This is a genomic window from Flavobacterium glycogeni (genome assembly GCF_048286775.1).
Taxonomy (GTDB): Bacteria; Bacteroidota; Bacteroidia; order Flavobacteriales; family Flavobacteriaceae; genus Flavobacterium.
This window is the reverse complement of sequence record NZ_JBLVPV010000002.1, coordinates 1-19,826: the sequence shown is the minus strand read 5'-3', so window position 1 is coordinate 19,826 and position 19,826 is coordinate 1. Positions and strand designations below refer to the sequence as shown.

Genomic DNA, 19,826 nt, shown 5'->3' with positions numbered 1-19,826 from the left:
CTAATGGAAAATATGTTTTTTGTTCGTTACGAAAACAAATCCTCTGGATCGGTTAGTTTTTCTAATTCTTGTTTTAGGTTTGTTCTTAGAATGCTCAATCCAAATTGATACGAGGCATTCATCCAACCAAAACCTTCTTCCGTAATATAATCGAATGCTGTGCCTACATTACCATATTCGGCTAAAATTTTATGAGAACTCGTTTCTAAATTAAATTTTTCAGGAATAGTACCGTTAAAATCTACGGCGTTTCTTGTAATGAGCCACAACCAGCGGTAAACCATTTCTTGAGCTTCCTCTACATAATTATAATTTAATAATCCTTCCCATAAAATTATTTGATGCGGCGCCCATCCAAAAGGGTAATCCCATTGGCGCTGCGGCGAATCGACATCAATATCGGCAATCGCTTCTTTGGTACTTCCTGCAATTCCACCTTTTAATTTGAATTTCGGCAATGCTGTCTTCACTAAAATTTCAGCTTGCTCCGCACTGCATAATTTTGCCCAAAGCGTATAAAAAGTCGTAGCTGCTTCAAATTGATGTGCTTCTTCTGTTATAAAATTATAATCAAAGTAGATTCCTTTATTCTTATCCCAACACAATTCATTGATTTTTTCTTTTCTGAAAGCAGCTTTTTTATTCCAATATTCCCCGGAATAAACTATGTTTTTATCATACTGAAAATGATTGTCAAACTCATTTTCAATCAAGAAGGCAATATCCGTTTCGTACTTATAAAGCAAACTATTCAAATCTATTGTATTCAAATCGGCACAAACATTGACCAAACGATTGGTGGTGTCATGTCCGCTTTCTCGCATGCTACGATCGTGAACAAAATAAGCATCAAGATTGGCGTCAACAATTTCTCTTTCGAGGTATTTTTTTTCAAAATCACGTAAAGGCAAATTGTACAGCAAAGCGTATTTTTCAAGAACATCATCAAAATGCCCTACCTCAACTTCAAACGGAAGGCCAATTCCTTCCGCCTTGTATCGGTTTAGTCCATTTTGCGTAAGCCTTTTTCCTTCTTCCATCCAAACGGTTTGATATTCTTTGATGGCGGTGTTAAGATGTTTTGCAATCCAAGATACTTCTGACTTTGATTTTTTCACGATAGCAACAATCAAAGAGGTGTATAACGGTGGTTGTGTTCGGGTCAAATAATAACTTCGATTCGCATTAAGAATTTTGCCGTAATGGTCAATCTGGTATTTAAAATTTTCGGCAATTGCAATTGCGAGTTCCGATTTATCATCTAATAAAAGTCCCATTGCAATAAAATAACTATCCCAACCATACATCTCATTGAATCGTCCGCCTGGAACAACAAACGGAACCCCCTTTATTTGATTATCTTCTTGGTGCAACGCCAAAGCTAATATTCCTGGTTTTTTGTTTAAAGTGAGCTCATATTCTGATGAAATATTTTCAGGCAACTGAACGACTTTCAATTTTGCAATAGATTTTTCCAGATTCTTAAAGTATTGAAAAGCTTGAATATCCTTTGCAGGAACATATAAATACGAAATTGGATTTTCTGTTTTTTCGTCTTCTATAATCTTCAGGACTCCTTGCTCGTCAATGGTTCTGGTGAGACCTTGCCAATATAATTTTTTTATTTTTCTAGAAATTCTGTTTACAGGGCTTTCAATTATTTCAGAAATGTCTATTTCGGCAAATTCAGTTTTGTTTTTTTTAGACAAAGCCAATTCCTGCAATAAATTTGAAAGATGATAGGTTCCTTCTATCTGTGACGAATTTCCGTTTTCATCTTCCAATAAAAACTCTTTTGGACCTTGATCATCAATCGTGATTTTTTTATCACCATCCGTATCTTCCTGAGTTAATAAACGTTGAAGCGTTTGATTTATGTTTAGTTTAAATTTCATTTTTAGTAGTTATTTTTTTTAAAATAAAAAAAGAAATCAATAGTAATGACATTGGAATTAAGGTGTAATAAAATGCATTTTCCGGTCCTTGATTCTGGAACAGCCAACCAATGATTCTGGAGCCTAATGTCCCTCCAAGTGCTGAAAAAACAACAATTAAACCAGTCATTGAGCTATGCAGTTTTTTTGGCAAAGAACTCAATATAACCGAATTGAGCAACGGATAAATTGGCGCAATAAACAATCCTACAAGTGGAAATGCAAACCCAATTAATGGTATATCAAAAAGTGAATCGATTGTTTTCACTTCAAGTCCAACAGTTTTTGGCAGTACGAAAATCACGATCAACATCGCACATATAATACAAAAACTCAGTACCCAGATCCAGTTTATTCTTTTGGTGATTTCGCCAGCTAAAATCCTTCCTATTGCTAATGAAATCGCTAAAATACTTGCCATCATTATACTATTATTCTCGGATAAATGGAGCACTTTATCATTGAATGTTGGCAACCAAGACATGATTCCTTGCTCAATCATTACAAATAAAAAGGCACTGACTACAAAGACAACCACCAATAATTTCGCCATTAATTTGAACATTTGTGAAAAATCATCTGCTAAATTCACACCTGAAATTTCTGTTGGCTTTTCTATTTTTGTAAAAAACAAAAAGGCAAACGAGAGTAATGATAACAAAGCCAAAAGCCAATATACATTAAGCCAAGAATCTGGATTAACATCATCATTGAAAGCCGGGAATAAAAAATAAGCCAATGCAATTCCTATCATAAAAACTCCTTCGACACTGCTCATTAATGCATTGTGTTCCCTTTGATTTTCGGTTATTGTGCCAATTAGCGAATAGACTGACACTTTTATCAATGCAAAAGATACACCAACGGTTGCAAAAAGCAGTTTTGCATAATCAAAGGAGTTACCATAGAACATGGCAATACAGGCAAAAGTTACCAATCCCAACCCAATAAGCATCGCTTTTTTATAACCAATTCTCGGTAAAAAAGAAGCGATTAAAAATGAAACAATTGCAATGGGCAAATCCTTAAAAGCCTCCAGAATACTGGCCTGTAATTCATTTACACCATAATTTTTTTGCGCTTTTAAAATCACAATTCCAACGCTGTTCAGCAAAATGGCAAATACAAAGTAATTGAGATATAGCGCTGTTGTTATTCCTATTTTTTTCATGATAATCTTTGATTTACTGACGAATGTAACAAAAACCAAATGCTATTTTTATAACAGCATTTGACTGAGCTAACTAATATAAAAACTAAAAGTTAATTGCTACAGAGAATCTGAAAGCACGTCCTAAAATAGGTCTTGCCAAAAACACATCGCTAGCAGATGATGTTGTCTGTCTAGGATTCCCTTCGGTTAAACCAATTTCATTAAACAAGTTAGAACCATCAAGGGCAAATCGTAAATTATTTACTTTGTAATTTAGACCCGCACCAACTTCTTTAAAAGCGGGCAAAACTTGCTTATTATCTTGGTTGGTGTATTTTTTGTCAAAATAAGAATATTGAACATAGGCGGTTAATCTCTTCGTAATATCAACTTCCGGTCTTACGGCACAGAAGAATTTAGGGATTCTACGGGCAGCATTTCCGTTGTAATCAAAAGTACTTCCATCAGCATTTGTACCTGTAAAATTATCATATTCTGGATTTTGAACCGTAAAGTTAAAGTTCAATCTCGCCATTTTATATTTTACATTCGTTTCAACTTCTAGTCCTAAATTATTTACATCGGCAAATTTATTTTCAGACGATCCGTCAGCTAATATGTCTGTAAAAGCTACATTCTTTAAATTCATGTGAAACAAATTGGCATTCACAGAAAGAAACGAATTTGCGTATTTGTAACCCAATTCCAATTGATTGACAAAAGTATTTTCTAGCTTGCTCAAATCACTTGCATTGTCATAAAAGGATTCCTCAATTGGCGATCTAAAACCGTGGCTGTATCTTAAATAAGACGCCATATTATCATTAAACTTATAATTTCCTGCTCCGGTATAAGAGATCTCACTTACATCATATTTCCAATACGTATAAGGATTTCCTTGAATTGTAGTTACGGCGTCATCGGCAGTATTATTATCTAAAACACCTAGATTTTCGGCAAAGAAACGAGCATTGTCCCTATATCCTGAATATTGGTTTTTATCATATCTTAAACCCACATTAAATGTCAATTTATCCGTTGCCTGAATTTCGGCATCTACATAAACATCATTTAATTTCCCTTTGGTTTGTGCATCTCTTTCGAGCCAAGTAATTCTTTCGATACCATTCCAAGTATGGGATATCCCAGTTGCCGTATTATTTACATTTACCAATCTTGGATTGTCGGTAACATCTACCAAATAGTTACTCCAGTTCCAGTATTGATTTGATTTCCAATTTGAATAATAGTAGCCAACGGTAAGATTAACAGGTTTTAAATCGAAACCAAAAGACAAATTATTAGCAAAATTCTCCATTTGTTTGTGAATGTACCAATGATCCGCTCTCATAATCAATGAATTTGCATTTAATGCCGCATTGTTGTCTACATAAGTATAACTCAAGTTTCCAGTATCTGCAGAAGCTAATCCTTGCACATCTGTTGCGTAAGCTGTTTGTGACCAAGGCCCACCGGTGCTGAAAATAGCATTGTAATTCAAATCTATTTTAGTGTTTCTAAATGCATTTTTCAAGGTAACTTTTTCCGAGATTTTCTTTTTGAGTTCCGCTCCAATAGCATCAACAACGGGGTGAACACCATCTTCTAAATCAGCATTAAAGGTTCCTCCACCGTATTGTGGCACACTTAAATGCGAGAAATTTGCAGAAGTCAAAGTGCCGTAATTGGGATCAAATCCATCTATTCCTTCGACTTTTCCATTGTTGCTTTTTAATGGAATTGGCAAATAGAATGTATTTCTGTCATCTAGTTTCTTATAGTTTAATCTCAAATAACCTCCATCATCAAACTTATAAGTCAAATTCATTTTTACTTGTCCGCCTTTGTTTGCTGTAAAACCAGTTTTTCTGATTCCATCATCTGCTCTGTAAAATCCACCAACATTAAAGAACAATTTATCTTGAACCAATGCTCCGCTTAAATTAAGATCTGTTCTGAATAAACCATAATCCCCAACGGTAAGTTTCGCTCTTCCTTGAAAATCATTTTGTCCCGTTTTTGAAATAAAATTGATAATTCCCCCTGGAGCATTCGATGCGAAAATAGATGCTGAGCCACCTCGAACGGCTTCCATTTTACTAACGGTTTCATCAAGTCTATACCAATTATCAGCATTGGCAAACTGCAAAGCACCGTCTTCAAAAACGGCCAAACCATCTTCCTGAATTTGTACATATTCATACGCACCAGCCGATGGAATTCCTCTTGCAAAAAGGTTGTTCCCCACTTCTCCACCCGATGTTTCAACAACAAAGCCAGGAATAGTTTGAAGAATAGCCGCTGTACTAATTGGAGCTCTGTCCTCGATCGCTTTTGCTCCCATAGTGGTAATAGCAATACTTGATTCTAATTTTGATCTTGGATTTGATGAACCCGTGACAACCACTTCTTTCAAACTTTGTGACTCAGATTCTATATGTAAATCTAGCGTTATGCTTTCGTCTTCCTTAACAGAAACATTCTTTTGAGTTGATTTGTATCCAATGTTTGACACACGAATAGTATAACTTCCCGCAGAAAGATTTAAAAATTCATATCCACCATCAAAGCCTGTACTCACCGCTTTTGAAGTTTCTAGAATAACAACATTTGCACCTGGAATCGTTTGTCCGTTTTCGTCGAATACTTTTCCAGAAATAGTGCTTTTTCCCTGTGAAAAAGCCATCGCTGGAAGAATAAATACCAGCAGCATTAAAAATAATGCAACTGGGTGATAATTTAACTGTTTCATGATATTTGTTATTTGGTTAGTTAATTGTGGGGGTAAAACTATAGCCAATTTAATTAGGTCAATGGCGAATTTTTGCCGAAAACGTTTTCGATTTTGCCGAAAACGTTTTCGACGAATAAATTTAAGTAATTATCAATTAGTTTTATTACATTTATTATTATGAATGATACCAGACTTATTGATATTGCAGCAGCCTTAGGAATTTCTGTCACTACGGTCTCAAAAGCATTAAAAGGATATACTGATGTTAGTGCAACCACTCGAGCAAAAGTTCTCGAAATGGTAACTTCTATGAATTACAAACCCAATGTAAATGCTGTAAACCTTAGGACAAACGAAACCAAAACCATTGGGGTTATTATTCCTACTATGGTACATCATTTTTTTTCGAGTGTTTTGAACGGTATTTTAGACGAAGCCGAAAACAGAGGATATCTCGTTATCATTTTGCAATCAAATGAAAAATATGAGCTAGAGAAAAAGCAAATTGCATTGCTGTTACAAAAAAGAGTTGATGGCATTTTGATTTCGCTATCAAATGAGACAGACGATTTCTCCCATATAAATGAAGCAATAAGAAAGAACACTCCCGTAGTATTGTTTGATAAAATTGCTAAACTGGTAAATTGCTCCAAAGTGGTGATTAATGACCGAAAAGCAGCTTATGATGCCGTTACTTATTTAATAGAAAAAGGATATAAAAAAATTGCCCATTTTAGAGGTTCTTATACGCCTCAAAATTCAATTGATCGTTTTTTAGGATATAAAAAAGCACTGGAAGACCACAATATTCCTTATGATCCTTCGCTGGTTTATTTATGTGATCACAACGCCGATTTTGAAGATGGTTATGCCAATGCCCAAAAACTGGTTAACGACCATAATGATGTCGATGCCGTTTTTGCTGTCACTGATTTGGTTGCTATCGGAATTATAAAATACCTTAACGAAATACAAATCAAAATCCCGGAACAAATTGCTGTTTTTGGTTTCAGCAATTGGTTTATGTCAACCGTGATTTCTCCAAAACTGACAACTATTGACCAGCCTGGTTATGATATTGGTCAACGCGCCGCTTCAATTTTGATAAATGAAATAGCTCAAATTAAAGAACACCTTCCGGTTACGCATCAAACTATTGAACTCCCCACACATATAATTGAGAGAGAGTCTACTCTAAGAAGTTAAACATTTCTGCACACAAATTTTTACACCTCAACCCTTACCACATAGCCCTCAGAACCTCGAATATTAAAAACAGTTCCATCCTCAAACAATAAATACTGTCCTTTTATACCCATTAGCTTTCCTTGAAACTGAGGTGTTTTATCTAAACTCAAACTGTTTACTTTATTTGGATAGTGTAAAACCGGATAATGCATCTCGTACAAATCATTTTTTTGAGAATAAAAATACTCCTTAGCTTCGGCAGGAATTAAATCCTCCACTTTCAATCTTTCTGCAATTAAGTCAATTTGTTCTACATTGTTGGTTAACATTTTTCGCCAATTGGTTTTATCGGCATAATGATTTTTCAGGGCAACTTCTGTAATTCCGGCCAAGTAACGATTAGGAACTTCCACAATAGAAATGGCTTGCGTTGCGCCTTGATCAATCCATCGTGTTGGCACTTGTGTTTTTCTGGTTACCCCTACTTTTACTTCACTCGACAAAGCCAAATACACAATATGCGGTTGCAATTGTACTTTTTCTTCATAAGCCAAATCTCTATCCTGAATTCCAAGATGGGCAGTACTTAACTCCGGTTTCATGATCCAATCCCCAACAGCTGGACTCGAATAGAAACAATCGTAACAAAATCCTTGACGGAATATTTTTTTCTTCTTTCTACAATTCAAACATTGATACCCTACGAAATTAATTTCAAGGCTTTTGTTTAGCAATTGATTCACATTCAAAAAACTATTTTCGAAAACCAAGTAATATTGAATGGGATCTCCAAATTCAGTTTGCATTTTAGAAAGTACACCTTCGTAAGTCATGGGTTTTAGATTTTAGTCCCGATAAGTATCGGGAGTAGATTGCAGCTAGCAAGACTACTCTTTTGAGTTAGAATATTTGATACAAATAGAATTGTTTTTTATAAAAAAACACTATTTTTGGTATTATTGCAAAGTTAGTATTTGTAAACCTATTTTCAAATCTAAAATTAGCTCCCGATAGCTATCGGGACATAAATCTAAAATCCCAAATCTCCATGCCTTTAACCATAATCAATTCGTTTGCCTCCTGGGTTCTAAAACAAAGAATCCATCAGATCGAACTTTTCCTAAAATATCCAAATGAGGTTCAGGAAGAATTGCTTATGAATTTAATTCAGTCATCCAAAAATACTGCTTTAGGCAAAGAATATGATTATGCTTCGATACATTCCTATGCGGCTTTTGCCGAAAGAATTCCTATTTCAACCTACGAAGAATTACAGCCACTGATTGAAAGAACCCGCAAAGGAGAACAAAATGTTTTTTGGGAAACACCTATAAAATGGTTTGCCAAATCAAGCGGCACAACAAACGCCAAAAGTAAATTTATTCCAGTGAGCAATGAAGCACTGGAAGATTGTCATTATAAAGGAAGTAAGGATTTGTTGTGTTTGTATTTAAATAACAACGAAGATTCAGAACTCTTTCTTGGAAAAAGTCTGCGTCTTGGCGGAAGTTCCCAAATCTATGAAGACAACAATACGTTCTTTGGAGATTTATCTGCCATATTAATCGAAAATATGCCTATTTGGGCTGAATTCAGCAGTACGCCAAGCAACAAAATTTCTCTTATGAGCGAATGGGAAACCAAAATTGCTGCGATTATACACGAAACAAAAAATGAAAATGTAACCAGTTTTGCCGGAGTTCCTTCTTGGATGTTAGTTTTAATGAATAAAATGCTGGAAGAAACCGGAAAAGGAAATTTATTTGAACTTTGGCCTAATTTGGAAGTCTACTTTCACGGAGGTGTAAATTTCGAACCCTACCGAGAACAGTACAAAAAAATACTCCCGAAAAAAGAGTTTAAATATTACGAAATATACAATGCTTCCGAAGGCTTTTTTGCCATTCAGGATTTAAATCATTCCAGTGATTTATTGTTGATGCTGGATTACGGAATTTTCTACGAATTTATTCCAATGGATACTTTTGGGACACCGGACCAAAAAACGATTCGATTGGCAGATGTAGAACTTTTCAAAAATTATGCTTTGGTGATTACAACCAATTCCGGTTTGTGGCGCTATTTGATTGGCGATACCGTTCGTTTTACGTCATTGAATCCGTACCGAATTCGGGTTACGGGAAGAACCAAGCATCACATTAATGTTTTTGGCGAAGAATTGATGGTCGAAAATACCGATCAGGCTATTGCCAAAGCCTGTAAAATGACCCAAATGGAAGTAGTCGATTACACCGTTGCGCCTATATTTATGGATGGTAAAGAAAAAGGTGCCCATGAATGGATGATCGAATTTAAAGACAATCCGGCTGATCTATCTCAATTCCAGAAAGCATTGGATGAATCCATACAATCTTTAAATTCAGATTATGAAGCAAAGCGCTACAACAACATGACGTTAAACCCGTTAGTAATAAATGTAGCCCGGAAAAACTTGTTTTATGATTGGTTAAAAGACAAAGACAAATTGGGTGGACAAAACAAAATCCCAAGACTTTCTAATCAAAGAGATTATTTGGAACAACTGAAAAGCATGCAGTTTGAGATAATACAGTAGACTAAAGATGAAAAATATATTTTACATCCTGATGGCATTATTTTTTCTAAATTCCTGCGGACCGCACCGGATGAGTTGTGGCGCAAGAGGAATTTGTAAATCTCCCGAAAAACAAACACTGGAAAAACCTGAGAAAGTGTTTACCGCTAAAGTATAAAATAAAAAATAGGTTGTCCGAAAAGTAATTTAGGGACAGCCTATTTTATTATTATTATTATTATTATTATTATTATTATTTATTGCACTATTTACTCCTCCTCCATCATATCAATATGCCTGTCGTGGTAGCCTAAGAGGTATAAAACACCGTCGAGACCCAGGCTGGAGATTGAAGTAGCTGCATTTTCCTTTACCGTTGGTTTAGCATGAAAAGCAATTCCTAAACCTGCCAAATTCAACATTGGCAAATCATTGGCACCATCCCCCACAGCAATGGTTTGGTTGATGTGTATGCCTTCTTTTTCTGCAATAGCTTTTAGATATTCTGCTTTCTTTTGACCATCAACAATTTCGCCTAAATAGTTGCCTGTCAATTTACCGTCTATAATCTCCAATTCATTGGCATGAACATAATCAATCCCTAATTCCTTTTGTAAATAATGACCAAAGTAGGTGAATCCTCCTGATAAAATAGCGGTTTTATAGCCGTAATATTTCAAAGCCTTCATCAAGCGGTGTGCTCCTTTTGTTATGGGCAGATTTTCAGCAACTGTTTGCAGCACATCTTCACTCAAACCTTCCAACAAAGCCATGCGTTGTTTGAAGCTTTCGCTAAAATCAATTTCGCCATTCATAGCCGATTCAGTAATGGCTCTTACTTGCTCACCCACACCCGCTAATTCCGCTAATTCATCAATTACTTCCGTTTGAATTAAGGTAGAATCCATATCAAAACATACCAAACGTCTGTTTCTTCGATACATATTGTCTTCTTGAAAAGAAATATCCACATCTAAGCTTCTGGAAATTTCCATAAAACTGGCCGTCATCAACGTTTTATCGACAATATTACCCGTTACAGATAATTGTACGCAAGAACGAGGAAATTCTTCTTTTTCAATAATAGAAACCCTACCCGTTAATCTTTTGATAGCGTCAATATTTAAATTTTGGTTCGATAATATTCTAGTCACAGCCGCTAATTGTACTGCCGTTAATGTTTCTCCCAAAACATTTATGATATAGCGCTGTTTGCGTTGCGCTTTTACCCAAATTTCGTAATCGTCTATAGAAATCGGAATAAACTTAACTTTAACCCCCAATTCATACGCCTTAAACAATAAATCTTTTAAAACAGGCCCAGAAGAAGAACCCGCTTTTATTTCAAATAAAATGCCTAAAGAAAGAGTATCATGAATATCTGCTTGTCCAATATCTAAAACAATGGCATCATAAGTCGCCAAAATGGATGTTAAACCAGCAGTTACCCCAGGTTTATCCTGACCAGAAACTTTTAATAAAATAACCTCTTTATCTTCTACTTGCATGTTATAATTGTTTGATTTAGAATGGACAAAAATCGGCAATCTGGCGTTGATAAAAAAAAATAATGTTCCTTTTTTTAAACAATAACAAATAGTTTAAATTAACCATAAAAAAACCTGCTCAAATCAATGAACAGGTTTATATTTTTGAGAAAAACGCAATCCACGAGCAAACTAGGATTTGTTTTAATGATTATTATTTTTTCTCGTTTTCATCAAAATTTACCATCCAATTGATCCCAAATTTATCAGTAAACATTCCAAAATAAGCACCCCAAAAAGTCTGATTCATTGGCATCGTTACCGTTCCTCCAGCCGAAAGTCCGTTAAACAATTTATCGGCTTCTTCTTTGCTTTCGGTGTTGATTGAAACAGAAATATTTTGACCAAATACCACCTCTTTACTTGACGAATTGTTGTCGCTTCCCATCAAGATTGTTCCTTTGCCGATTGGTAAACTAACGTGCATGATTTTTTCACTATCTTCTTCAGAACCAGATTCGCATCCTTCGGTATTTGGCGGTATGTCTTTGAATCTGCCAATATAAGAGAATGCTCCACCAAATACAGATTGATAAAATAGAAATGCTTCTTCGCAGTTTCCATTAAAAACTAAGTACGGATTAATTGACGCCATGATTGTAATTTTAAATTAATATTTTATTTTTCTTCTGAAAGTTTCTTTAGCATATCTAACCCTTTTGGAAATGTAGTTCTGAAATAATCGACATACTTTTCGACTGAATCCATTTTAACCTCTAAAACAGTCAGACCATTATTTTCGGTTAATCGATAGGTTTCCATAGCACCTGTCCATTCTTGTGTTTTAGGATCAATAGGCATTTCTACAAAATTCTTCAATTCGCTTATGTGTTTGAAAGCGATATATTCATTTGGTGTTTTCTTGTAAATAATGCTGTTCATTCCATCCCCATTTGGAGATAAAAAATGAATTTTACTGCCTTCTTTCCAATCGCTTACCGCATAAGTTCCTTCGCAAAAAACGGACGTCCATTGTTTGTATGTTTCTTCATTCCATAAAACGTCCCAAACTTTTTCTTTTGGAGCATTGATCTCAATTTTAAATTCCAGTGTTGTCATCTTGCGCTTTTTTGATTAAATTAAAAACTACTGTTTTGGTACTTTACTAAAATCCATATATAACATATTCCAACAATGTCCGTCTAAGTCTGCGAAACCACAACCGTACATCCACCCTTGAATTTCGGCAGGTTTAGCAAAAACTAAACCTCCGGCTTCTTCTACTTTCTTTGCAAATTCATCCACTTCTTCTCTACTTTCTGCATCAATTGAAATTAATACTTCAGAACTTGATTGCGTATCTGTAATTTTATTTTGAACAAACCCTTCAAATATCGATTCCTCAAAAAGCATGACCGCAAAATTAGTAGTTCCAACTGACAGACATGTTGATTGCGGAGTAGCGTATTGTTCATTAAAAGAAAAACCTATTTTAGCGAAAAACTCTTTTGATCTCGCCACCTCTTTTACCGGTAAATTAAGCCATATTTGCTTTGTCATTTTGTTTGTTTTTAAAGGGTTGAGTTTTCAACATATTTTTTAAAGTTATCCAAAATTGCCTGCCAGCCTTGTTGTTGCAATGCTTCGGTATTTTCTGTTTCGGGGTCAAATTGTTCTGTAAGTACGATGCCATTTTTTTGACTTTCAAAAGTGATTTTCACCTTTCTCCCATCTGCCATTTCGTATTCTATTAAAGAATGATTCCTTACATCTGTATAAATCCCTTCAAAATCAAAACTCATTTTACCGTCTTTTGAAGCCATGGTGTATTTGAACTTTCCTCCAACCTTCAAGTCATTTTCCGCAAAAGGAGTATGCCAATCTTCAGAGGCATTGTTCCACTTCATGACATGTTGCGGAGCAGTCCATAATTCCCAGACTTTTTCAACTGAAGCCTTTATAGTACTTTGTACCGTTATCATTTCAAGTTTCTTTTTTAAATTTTTGACTATAAATTTACAAATTATTTAAAATCAGCCATATATAAATACTAAAAAATATAATTTAAAAAAAAGCTGGAAATAATCCATAAAAAAAACCTGCTCAATTGAATGAACAGGTTTACTATTTTTAGAAAAGATTAAAAATTAATTTCTTCGAGAATTCAAATTATGAAGCAATCTCCAAGCGTTTCAATAAATTTTTATTCAACGTTTCTTTGGCGTAATCTACGTCAATTTCTAATATTTTATCATCAGAACTTGGCAATTCATACATCGCATCGGTTAAGATTGCTTCGCATAAAGAACGCAATCCACGAGCTCCTAATTTATATTCTAACGCTTTATCAACAATAAAATCCAATGCTTCATCTGTGATGGTAAAGGTTACTTCATCCATCAAAAACAATTTTTCGTATTGCTTGATTAACGCATTTTTAGGTTGTGTCAAAATGGCTCGCAAGGTTTCTCTATCTAAAGGATCCATGTGTGTCAAAACTGGCAAACGACCAATAATCTCCGGAATCAATCCAAAATCTTTGATGTCTTTCGGGATAATGTATTGCAACAAATTGTCTTTGTCAATGTTATCTACATTTTTTGATGTAGAATAACCAACGGCTTGACGGTTCAATCGTTTTGAAATTATTTTTTCAATTCCATCAAAAGCGCCACCGGCAATAAACAAAATGTTTTGTGTATTTACCTCTACAAATTTTTGGTCTGGGTGCTTGCGTCCTCCTTTTGGCGGCACATTCACAACCGTTCCTTCCAATAATTTCAATAAAGCCTGTTGTACACCTTCACCGGAAACGTCACGTGTAATAGACGGATTATCACTTTTACGTGCAATTTTATCTATTTCGTCAATGAATACAATTCCGCGTTCTGCTTTGGCAACATCATAATCAGCAGCTTGCAATAGACGAGTCAAAATACTTTCGACATCTTCTCCCACATAACCTGCTTCCGTTAATACTGTTGCATCAACAATAGCCAAAGGCACGTCCAACATTTTTGCAATGGTTTTAGCCACCAATGTTTTTCCTGTTCCTGTTTGTCCCACCATGATGATGTTACTTTTTTCAATCTCAACCTCATCGTCTAATTGCTGTTGCATCAAACGTTTGTAGTGATTGTAAACCGCAACCGACATTACTTTTTTAGTTTGGTCCTGACCAATAACATATTGATCCAAGAACGCTCTGATTTCTTTTGGTTTCTTCAAAATCAAATCTCCAACCAGTTTTGAACTTCCGCCAGATTTTAATTCTTCTAAAACAATTCCGTGTGCCTGTTCGATACATTTATCACAAATATGTGCATTGATACCAGCAATCAATAAATTGGTTTCTGGTTTCTTTCTTCCACAAAACGAACACTCTAATACTACTTTTGCCATTCTTTTAGTCTAATGTCATAAAGTCAAAAGTCGTAAAGTCTGAGCAATGCTTTTGACTTTTGAACTTTTGACTTTCGACTAATAATTTATCCTCTTATTAAAACTTCATCAATCATTCCGTATGCTTTTGCTTCTTCGGCAATCATCCAATAATCACGCTCACTATCAGTATGTACCTTATCGAAAGTTTGTCCGGAGTGGTGAGAGATAATTTTGTATAACTCATCTTTCAGTTTCAACATTTCGCGTAAGTTGATTTCCATATCTGTTGCAACTCCTTGAGCTCCGCCTGATGGTTGGTGAATCATTACTCTTGAATGTGGCAAAGCCGAACGCTTTCCAGGTGCTCCTGCACATAACAACACCGCTCCCATAGAAGCTGCCATTCCGGTACAAATAGTTGCTACATCCGGTTTGATGTATTGCATCGTGTCATAAATTCCCAATCCTGCGTAAACGCTTCCTCCTGGTGAATTCAAATAAATCTGAATATCCTTTGAAGCATCGGCGCTTTCAAGGAACAATAATTGTGCCTGAACGATGTTTGCGATTTGATCGTCAATTCCTGTTCCCAAGAATATAATTCTGTCCATCATCAGCCTGGAAAAAACGTCTAATTGTGAAATATTCAACTGACGTTCTTCGATGATATACGGAGTCATGTTTTTAGGAGTCATTGCACCTACGATTTTATCGTAATACATGGAGTTTACTCCGTGGTCCTTTGTAGCAAATTTTTTGAATTCTTTACCGTAGTTCATATTTTCTTGTTCTAAGTTTTACGTTATATCTTGTGATTCCATTTAATGCAAAGGTCATACCTCTTTATAAATGATGTCAATATGTCTTATTTTTTAGCCCAGATTACTTCACGTATTCACTATTTTCAGCGGAGTTCAGTGAACTTCGTTTGCAGTGAAAAGCTTTTTGAATTCCGTTTTTTAGTTTTTTATTCTTGCAAAGCGACTGAAAGAAGCTCTTGCAGGAATTTAAAAAACTTAAACGGAAGAAAAAACTTGTAACGTATAGCTGGATTGGCTCCTGATATTAATTCAAATAAAAGAGCGCCAAAAAAATCATTCTTTTGACGCTCAAATATACTTATTTTTTTAGAAATTATTCTCCGTATGAAGCGGCAATAAATTCGTCGTAAGTTACTTCTTTAGTTGTAGGATTTGCTTTCTCTTTGAACAATTCCAATAATTTTTCCGCAACAACTTGGTCCGAAAGTCTTTTTACTTCGTCTTGGTTTGACAAAACTCTAGCAACAATTCCTTGAACTTCTTCGTCAGTAGGATTTGTTTGCCCGAACTGCGCCATTTGTTGACGGATATTTTTTGTAGTGAATGTTTTCAAGTCTTCAAAAGTGATTTTGATATCAGATTGAGCCATTGCTCTACCTTCGATCAATTGAAAACGCAATCCTTTTTCAGAACGTGCATATTCAACTTCAGCTTCTTCAGGAGACAATTTTTTCTCACCAACAGTTTGCAACCATTTTTTCAAGAATTCAGAAGGTAAATCGAATTTTGTGCTTTCGATTAAAAACTCCGTAACATCACCTAATAATTTTTGGTCTGCTTGTTGTGCAAATTGATTTTCAGCATCTTCTTTGATTTTTGCTTTCAATTCTTCTAGTGAAGAAACAGTTCCAGCTCCAAACAATTTATCAAACAATTCTTGGTTCAATTCCGCTAATTCCGCAGTGTTAATCGCTTCAATTGTGAAGTTTACATCAACATCTAAACCGTGAACGTCATCATGACTTACTTTCATCACGTCCATCAATTGATGATCGTCTTCAAATAAACCTTTCGTATTTACAGTCACTACATCACCTACTTTTTTACCAATGAATTTATCCCAAGTCGCTTTGTCTTTGAAAAGATCCAAAGCAATAGTGGTAGCGTTATTAATTCCTTTTTCTTCGTTAGTGAATGTTCCTGTTACATCTGAATCTGCAGCAACAACTTCTTGAGGAATTGCAGTTCCAAATTGTTTTTGGATTCTTTCCACTTGACCATCGATCAATTTAGCATCAGCAGTAACCACATATTTTACAATGTCGTTTTTAGCATCTAAGTCTAAAGTGAAGTTTGGCACTAACCCAATTTCATATTCAAAAACCAATTCTTCAGCATCCCAAGAAAAATCTTCGTTTACTTTAGCAAGTGGCGTTCCAAGAAGGTTTAACCTTTCCGATTGCACGAAACGCTCCAAAGCCAAATCCACCACTTTCTGAACTTCTTCTTGTTTGATCGCTTTACCGTATTGTTTTTCAACAAGATCTTTAGGCACCGCCCCTTTTCTAAATCCCTTAACAGTTGCCAAAGGCATTTTTTCGTTTATTCTTTTTGCAACTTGTCCTTTGTAATCCATGTGAACAACAGTCATTACAATTGTTTCATTCACAGCGTCTATTGCTACTCTTTTGATATCCATCTTCTTCTTTAATTTACATAATAAAATTGGGTTGCAAAATTATAAAATTTTTGCAACCCAAACAAGTTTTTAGTCCCGAACCTTCGGGATTGAATTTTAGGCAGTTATTTGACAAAATCACAGGCCGGAAAAGGAAAATAATTTGGGCGTGTCCCTCCGTAAAAACTGCGGGTCAGGCTGTACGTTACAATCTTTTATTGCGCTTCGCTTCATAAAAGGATTTTCACTGCCATCCTTCACGCGGCGCGAGGTATTTAACAATATAAAGTTGCTTTGAAAATTTGTAATAATTTATTTATATATTTGAAAAAAACAATGTGTGACGATTGTTACACATATAAACAAATTGGCTACAAGTTTTACTAACGAGACGTTATACATGAAAAAATCAATTCCTTCTATACTAATTGCAATAATTGCTACACTTGGAATCCCACTTTTTATTTATATATATTATTTTAAAAATCAAAATATTTCTGATAAATCTTCAAATTGGGGAGAATTTGGAAGCTACATTTCAGCTGCAATTTCGTTATGTAATTTGGTTATCTTTATTATTCTAACTCGTGAATTACAACGTTATAATGAAAAAGAAGGTCAACATACTAAAGATCTTCAAAAGCCAATATTATCATTTTTCAAACCAAATAATTCTTCAAATTTCGCAATAAAAAATGTTGGTGCTGGAACCGCGTTGAATATTTTTGTTAGATATGGCTATGATAGTAATAAGAATACTTTTAATTTCTCAGATAAATGCTACAGTTTAGGTCGGGATTCAGCTGGAGAACTCAATTGGAATGATCAAATAAATATTATTGTCGCTCAATACGATGATATTTTCGGCAATCGATATTATTCTTATTTTGAAGATAATGATTTAAGATTTTTTTCAGACGCTGATGGAAAAAAAAGATTTCCTCATGAATATAAAATAGCAACTCTTCCAATTATTAAATATTCAATCGAAAAATAAACCCGATTGCGGATTTCCAATCAGGTTTATTTACAAAGGTCTATTTATATCTATAATTATAGAATTCGTTCTCATATTTAATAATAAATCCAGCAACTAAAATTCCAAATACTCCTCCAATAAATGAAGTAAATCCTTTATATATTATAATTGTAAATCCTCCTAAATATATTTCACTTGGCAAAAAAAGAGAAACAATGAAATATACAAAACCAAATAAAAATCCAATTCCTTTATATTTTGTTGAAATAAAAGCTAAAGCAGAAAAAATTATTACAATTAATCTTGTACCGTTACAAAAAAATCTAATAGCTTCAGAATCATACTTGGGATAAAGATTATCTACATTACCTCCTAGGAATATACTTAACATTCTAACAGTAAATTCAAGTAGCACACAACTTATAAATGTTATAGGGACAAAAACAATCAGTTTAAAAGCATTTCTTACTTTTAAATCAAATTGAAATTCGGACTTTCTATATAATCCGCTTTGTTTCATCTTATCAATGCATGAAGCAATAAAATAGTAACAAAAAATAAAAACAATAACCAAAATAGGGCTATATTGAACAATATTTGAAATAAATTCTGACATATTCGATTTGTTAATTATTAACGAAAATAGTAAAAATTAAACTTGTTAAAAGGTATAATTATTTATTCTTGTATAACCCCGCTAGCGCGAGCGTCCCCCGCTGGCTTTAGCGTGCATCGCTAGCGCGAGCGTCCCGCTCGTGCCCACAAACAAGAGTAGGAAAAACAAAAGCTAAATCTAAAAAAGTTATTTTTTTTTTTGCTTTTAAAGAAAGATTTAAAAGGAATTTAATTCGTTTTTCGGGCTGACAATTAGAGCGGATTGAGCACATAAATACAAGCAAATCTATGAGCACAAAATATAAATTTGGAGAAAGTACAGGAGCTTATTTTGTAAGCTTTGCCACAGTAAATTGGATTGATGTTTTTACAAGGGATGCGTATTTTGGAAATATTATAGAATCATTGGACTTTTGCAGAAAAAATAAGGCAATGGAAATTTATGGGTATTGCATTATGCCAAGCCATGTCCATTTAATCTTTCGTTCAGGAAGTGGCGATCCATCAGGGTTGATGCGAGATTTCAAAGGATTTACATCCAAAAAAATGCTTCAAACAATCGAAGAAAACACTCAGGAAAGCCGACGAGAATGGATACTTTGGATGATGGAACGAGCAGGGAAAAAGAATAGTAATGTAACGCATAGACAATTTTGGCAGCAGGATAATCATCCAATAGAAATCTGGTCATTAAAGGTTTTTGAACAAAAACTTAATTATATACATTACAATCCCGTTGAATCTGGTTTTGTAACTAATCCAATAGATTGGAAATATAGTAGTGCCAGAAATTATGGGGATAATGACCAAACGATTTTAGAAATAGATTTGAATTGATTTTTGATAGTGGGCACGAGCGGGACGCTCGCGCTCAATGTCATTAAGTTAAGAAATTTTTAAAAGCTATCTTTTTGATTTTTAGTTACATTAGGTTTTATTCTGTTTCTATATTTTCCTGAATTTATTTCAAAAGATCTATTGGGTCTTATTGGAATAAGGTTTTCTTTATACAACTGCTTAAGGTCTTCAAAAGATTTTTCTATTGATTTTGAAGTAAGGAATAAATCTAGTATTCTGTTTTTAAGAAAACCATAAGATAAATTGGTGTTGATTTTATAATCATATTTTTTTTGTTGATTATCCTTAACTAAATCATCTTCTAATTCACTTACAATTAAGGTTTGTATATTACTCACAAACAGTGCTGCATAGAAATCTTGTTGAATACTTTCATTGGAGTACCCTGAGAAATGTTCAACTTTTAATTTATTTTTTAATCGATCATAAAATGTTTCTATTCCCCATCTTTGGCTGTACAATTCTTTAAAAACTGAACTAGGATATTTTTTGTTATCTAAT

General features: G+C 34.4%; 19 protein-coding genes. 5 read left to right on the top strand and 14 right to left on the bottom strand.

The genetic code is table 11. The annotated features are described in order from the left end of the window. Nucleotides 1-26: 26 nt before the first annotated feature. The 3 genes from ACNQGX_RS01575 to ACNQGX_RS01565 all read right to left on the bottom strand — a co-directional run bounded on the left by ACNQGX_RS01575 (nt 27) and on the right by ACNQGX_RS01565 (nt 5,839). Complete coding sequence (locus ACNQGX_RS01575) at nt 27-1,895, bottom strand: trehalase family glycosidase (RefSeq protein WP_417973422.1); 1,869 nt, start codon at nt 1,893-1,895, stop codon at nt 27-29. Further along, nucleotides 1,885-3,105: an MFS transporter gene (locus ACNQGX_RS01570; protein ID WP_417973421.1), complete on the bottom strand. Its 1,221-nt coding sequence runs from the start codon at nt 3,103-3,105 to the stop codon at nt 1,885-1,887. Before ACNQGX_RS01570 ends, ACNQGX_RS01575 begins: the two co-directional genes overlap by 11 nt. Nucleotides 3,106-3,190: 85 nt before the next feature. Then, entirely contained in the window at nt 3,191-5,839 is a 2,649-nt protein-coding gene (locus tag ACNQGX_RS01565) for a TonB-dependent receptor (protein ID WP_417973419.1), read from the bottom strand. Between the two features lie 159 nt (nt 5,840-5,998). Between ACNQGX_RS01565 and ACNQGX_RS01560 the strand changes: the two genes are divergently transcribed. Continuing rightward, nucleotides 5,999-7,027, top strand: coding sequence for a LacI family DNA-binding transcriptional regulator (locus ACNQGX_RS01560; protein ID WP_417973416.1), 1,029 nt, complete (start codon nt 5,999-6,001; stop codon nt 7,025-7,027). Nucleotides 7,028-7,047: 20 nt separating this feature from the next. Here ACNQGX_RS01560 and ACNQGX_RS01555 read toward each other — a convergent pair whose 3' ends face one another. After that, entirely contained in the window at nt 7,048-7,842 is a 795-nt protein-coding gene (locus tag ACNQGX_RS01555) for a DUF2797 domain-containing protein (RefSeq protein ID WP_417973414.1), read from the bottom strand. Nucleotides 7,843-8,057: 215 nt separating this feature from the next. On the opposite strand from ACNQGX_RS01555, the gene ACNQGX_RS01550 reads away from it, so the two are divergent. Both ACNQGX_RS01550 and ACNQGX_RS01545 read left to right on the top strand, forming a co-directional pair. Then, entirely contained in the window at nt 8,058-9,584 is a 1,527-nt protein-coding gene (locus ACNQGX_RS01550) for a GH3 auxin-responsive promoter family protein (protein WP_417973412.1), read from the top strand. A gap of 7 nt (nt 9,585-9,591) precedes the next feature. Continuing rightward, on the top strand, nt 9,592-9,741 hold the full coding sequence (locus ACNQGX_RS01545; protein ID WP_165929393.1) for a hypothetical protein: 150 nt from the start codon (nt 9,592-9,594) through the stop codon (nt 9,739-9,741). Between the two features lie 91 nt (nt 9,742-9,832). Here the strand turns inward: ACNQGX_RS01545 and serB are convergent, their stop codons facing one another. The 8 genes from serB to ACNQGX_RS01505 all read right to left on the bottom strand — a co-directional run bounded on the left by serB (nt 9,833) and on the right by ACNQGX_RS01505 (nt 16,894). Then, nucleotides 9,833-11,071, bottom strand: a complete 1,239-nt coding sequence (gene serB, locus ACNQGX_RS01540; RefSeq protein ID WP_417973410.1) for a phosphoserine phosphatase SerB — start codon at nt 11,069-11,071, stop codon at nt 9,833-9,835. Nucleotides 11,072-11,264: 193 nt separating this feature from the next. Further along, nucleotides 11,265-11,705 carry a VOC family protein gene (locus ACNQGX_RS01535; RefSeq protein WP_417973408.1) on the bottom strand — a complete coding sequence of 147 codons (441 nt, stop codon included), beginning with the start codon at nt 11,703-11,705 and terminating at the stop codon, nt 11,265-11,267. Nucleotides 11,706-11,728: 23 nt separating this feature from the next. Further along, nucleotides 11,729-12,169, bottom strand: a complete 441-nt coding sequence (locus ACNQGX_RS01530) for an SRPBCC family protein (RefSeq protein ID WP_417973406.1) — start codon at nt 12,167-12,169, stop codon at nt 11,729-11,731. A gap of 27 nt (nt 12,170-12,196) precedes the next feature. Then, on the bottom strand, nt 12,197-12,610 hold the full coding sequence (locus tag ACNQGX_RS01525) for a VOC family protein (protein ID WP_417973404.1): 414 nt from the start codon (nt 12,608-12,610) through the stop codon (nt 12,197-12,199). A gap of 11 nt (nt 12,611-12,621) precedes the next feature. Beyond that, nucleotides 12,622-13,032: an SRPBCC family protein gene (locus tag ACNQGX_RS01520; RefSeq protein ID WP_417973402.1), complete on the bottom strand. Its 411-nt coding sequence runs from the start codon at nt 13,030-13,032 to the stop codon at nt 12,622-12,624. A gap of 187 nt (nt 13,033-13,219) precedes the next feature. Next, nucleotides 13,220-14,452 carry an ATP-dependent Clp protease ATP-binding subunit ClpX gene (gene clpX, locus ACNQGX_RS01515; RefSeq protein ID WP_417973400.1) on the bottom strand — a complete coding sequence of 411 codons (1,233 nt, stop codon included), beginning with the start codon at nt 14,450-14,452 and terminating at the stop codon, nt 13,220-13,222. 86 nt (nt 14,453-14,538) lie between these two features. Beyond that, nucleotides 14,539-15,213: an ATP-dependent Clp endopeptidase proteolytic subunit ClpP gene (clpP, locus tag ACNQGX_RS01510; RefSeq protein ID WP_417973398.1), complete on the bottom strand. Its 675-nt coding sequence runs from the start codon at nt 15,211-15,213 to the stop codon at nt 14,539-14,541. A gap of 355 nt (nt 15,214-15,568) precedes the next feature. Then, complete coding sequence (locus ACNQGX_RS01505; protein WP_417973396.1) at nt 15,569-16,894, bottom strand: trigger factor; 1,326 nt, start codon at nt 16,892-16,894, stop codon at nt 15,569-15,571. Between the two features lie 379 nt (nt 16,895-17,273). Between ACNQGX_RS01505 and ACNQGX_RS01500 the strand changes: the two genes are divergently transcribed. After that, a complete protein-coding gene (locus ACNQGX_RS01500; protein ID WP_417973394.1) occupies nt 17,274-17,870 on the top strand; it encodes a hypothetical protein in 597 nt (198 codons plus the stop codon). A gap of 40 nt (nt 17,871-17,910) precedes the next feature. Here ACNQGX_RS01500 and ACNQGX_RS01495 read toward each other — a convergent pair whose 3' ends face one another. Next, nucleotides 17,911-18,468, bottom strand: coding sequence for a hypothetical protein (locus tag ACNQGX_RS01495; protein WP_417973392.1), 558 nt, complete (start codon nt 18,466-18,468; stop codon nt 17,911-17,913). Nucleotides 18,469-18,755: 287 nt separating this feature from the next. Between ACNQGX_RS01495 and ACNQGX_RS01490 the strand changes: the two genes are divergently transcribed. After that, on the top strand, nt 18,756-19,304 hold the full coding sequence (locus ACNQGX_RS01490; RefSeq protein WP_417973390.1) for an REP-associated tyrosine transposase: 549 nt from the start codon (nt 18,756-18,758) through the stop codon (nt 19,302-19,304). A 59-nt stretch (nt 19,305-19,363) separates the two neighbouring features. Here ACNQGX_RS01490 and ACNQGX_RS01485 read toward each other — a convergent pair. Beyond that, nucleotides 19,364-19,826 (bottom strand): transposase (locus ACNQGX_RS01485; protein WP_417973388.1); only part of this gene is annotated, 463 nt, incomplete at its 5' end.

Coding starts and splice junctions, on each gene's coding strand:
- ACNQGX_RS01575 (WP_417973422.1), bottom strand. CDS start 1,895: ATGAAATTTAAACTAAACATAAATCAAACGCTTCAACGTTTATTAACT.
- ACNQGX_RS01570 (WP_417973421.1), bottom strand. CDS start 3,105: ATGAAAAAAATAGGAATAACAACAGCGCTATATCTCAATTACTTTGTA.
- ACNQGX_RS01565 (WP_417973419.1), bottom strand. CDS start 5,839: ATGAAACAGTTAAATTATCACCCAGTTGCATTATTTTTAATGCTGCTG.
- ACNQGX_RS01560 (WP_417973416.1), top strand. CDS start 5,999: ATGAATGATACCAGACTTATTGATATTGCAGCAGCCTTAGGAATTTCT.
- ACNQGX_RS01555 (WP_417973414.1), bottom strand. CDS start 7,842: ATGACTTACGAAGGTGTACTTTCTAAAATGCAAACTGAATTTGGAGAT.
- ACNQGX_RS01550 (WP_417973412.1), top strand. CDS start 8,058: ATGCCTTTAACCATAATCAATTCGTTTGCCTCCTGGGTTCTAAAACAA.
- ACNQGX_RS01545 (WP_165929393.1), top strand. CDS start 9,592: ATGAAAAATATATTTTACATCCTGATGGCATTATTTTTTCTAAATTCC.
- serB (WP_417973410.1), bottom strand. CDS start 11,071: ATGCAAGTAGAAGATAAAGAGGTTATTTTATTAAAAGTTTCTGGTCAG.
- ACNQGX_RS01535 (WP_417973408.1), bottom strand. CDS start 11,705: ATGGCGTCAATTAATCCGTACTTAGTTTTTAATGGAAACTGCGAAGAA.
- ACNQGX_RS01530 (WP_417973406.1), bottom strand. CDS start 12,169: ATGACAACACTGGAATTTAAAATTGAGATCAATGCTCCAAAAGAAAAA.
- ACNQGX_RS01525 (WP_417973404.1), bottom strand. CDS start 12,610: ATGACAAAGCAAATATGGCTTAATTTACCGGTAAAAGAGGTGGCGAGA.
- ACNQGX_RS01520 (WP_417973402.1), bottom strand. CDS start 13,032: ATGATAACGGTACAAAGTACTATAAAGGCTTCAGTTGAAAAAGTCTGG.
- clpX (WP_417973400.1), bottom strand. CDS start 14,452: ATGGCAAAAGTAGTATTAGAGTGTTCGTTTTGTGGAAGAAAGAAACCA.
- clpP (WP_417973398.1), bottom strand. CDS start 15,213: ATGAACTACGGTAAAGAATTCAAAAAATTTGCTACAAAGGACCACGGA.
- ACNQGX_RS01505 (WP_417973396.1), bottom strand. CDS start 16,894: ATGGATATCAAAAGAGTAGCAATAGACGCTGTGAATGAAACAATTGTA.
- ACNQGX_RS01500 (WP_417973394.1), top strand. CDS start 17,274: ATGAAAAAATCAATTCCTTCTATACTAATTGCAATAATTGCTACACTT.
- ACNQGX_RS01495 (WP_417973392.1), bottom strand. CDS start 18,468: ATGTCAGAATTTATTTCAAATATTGTTCAATATAGCCCTATTTTGGTT.
- ACNQGX_RS01490 (WP_417973390.1), top strand. CDS start 18,756: ATGAGCACAAAATATAAATTTGGAGAAAGTACAGGAGCTTATTTTGTA.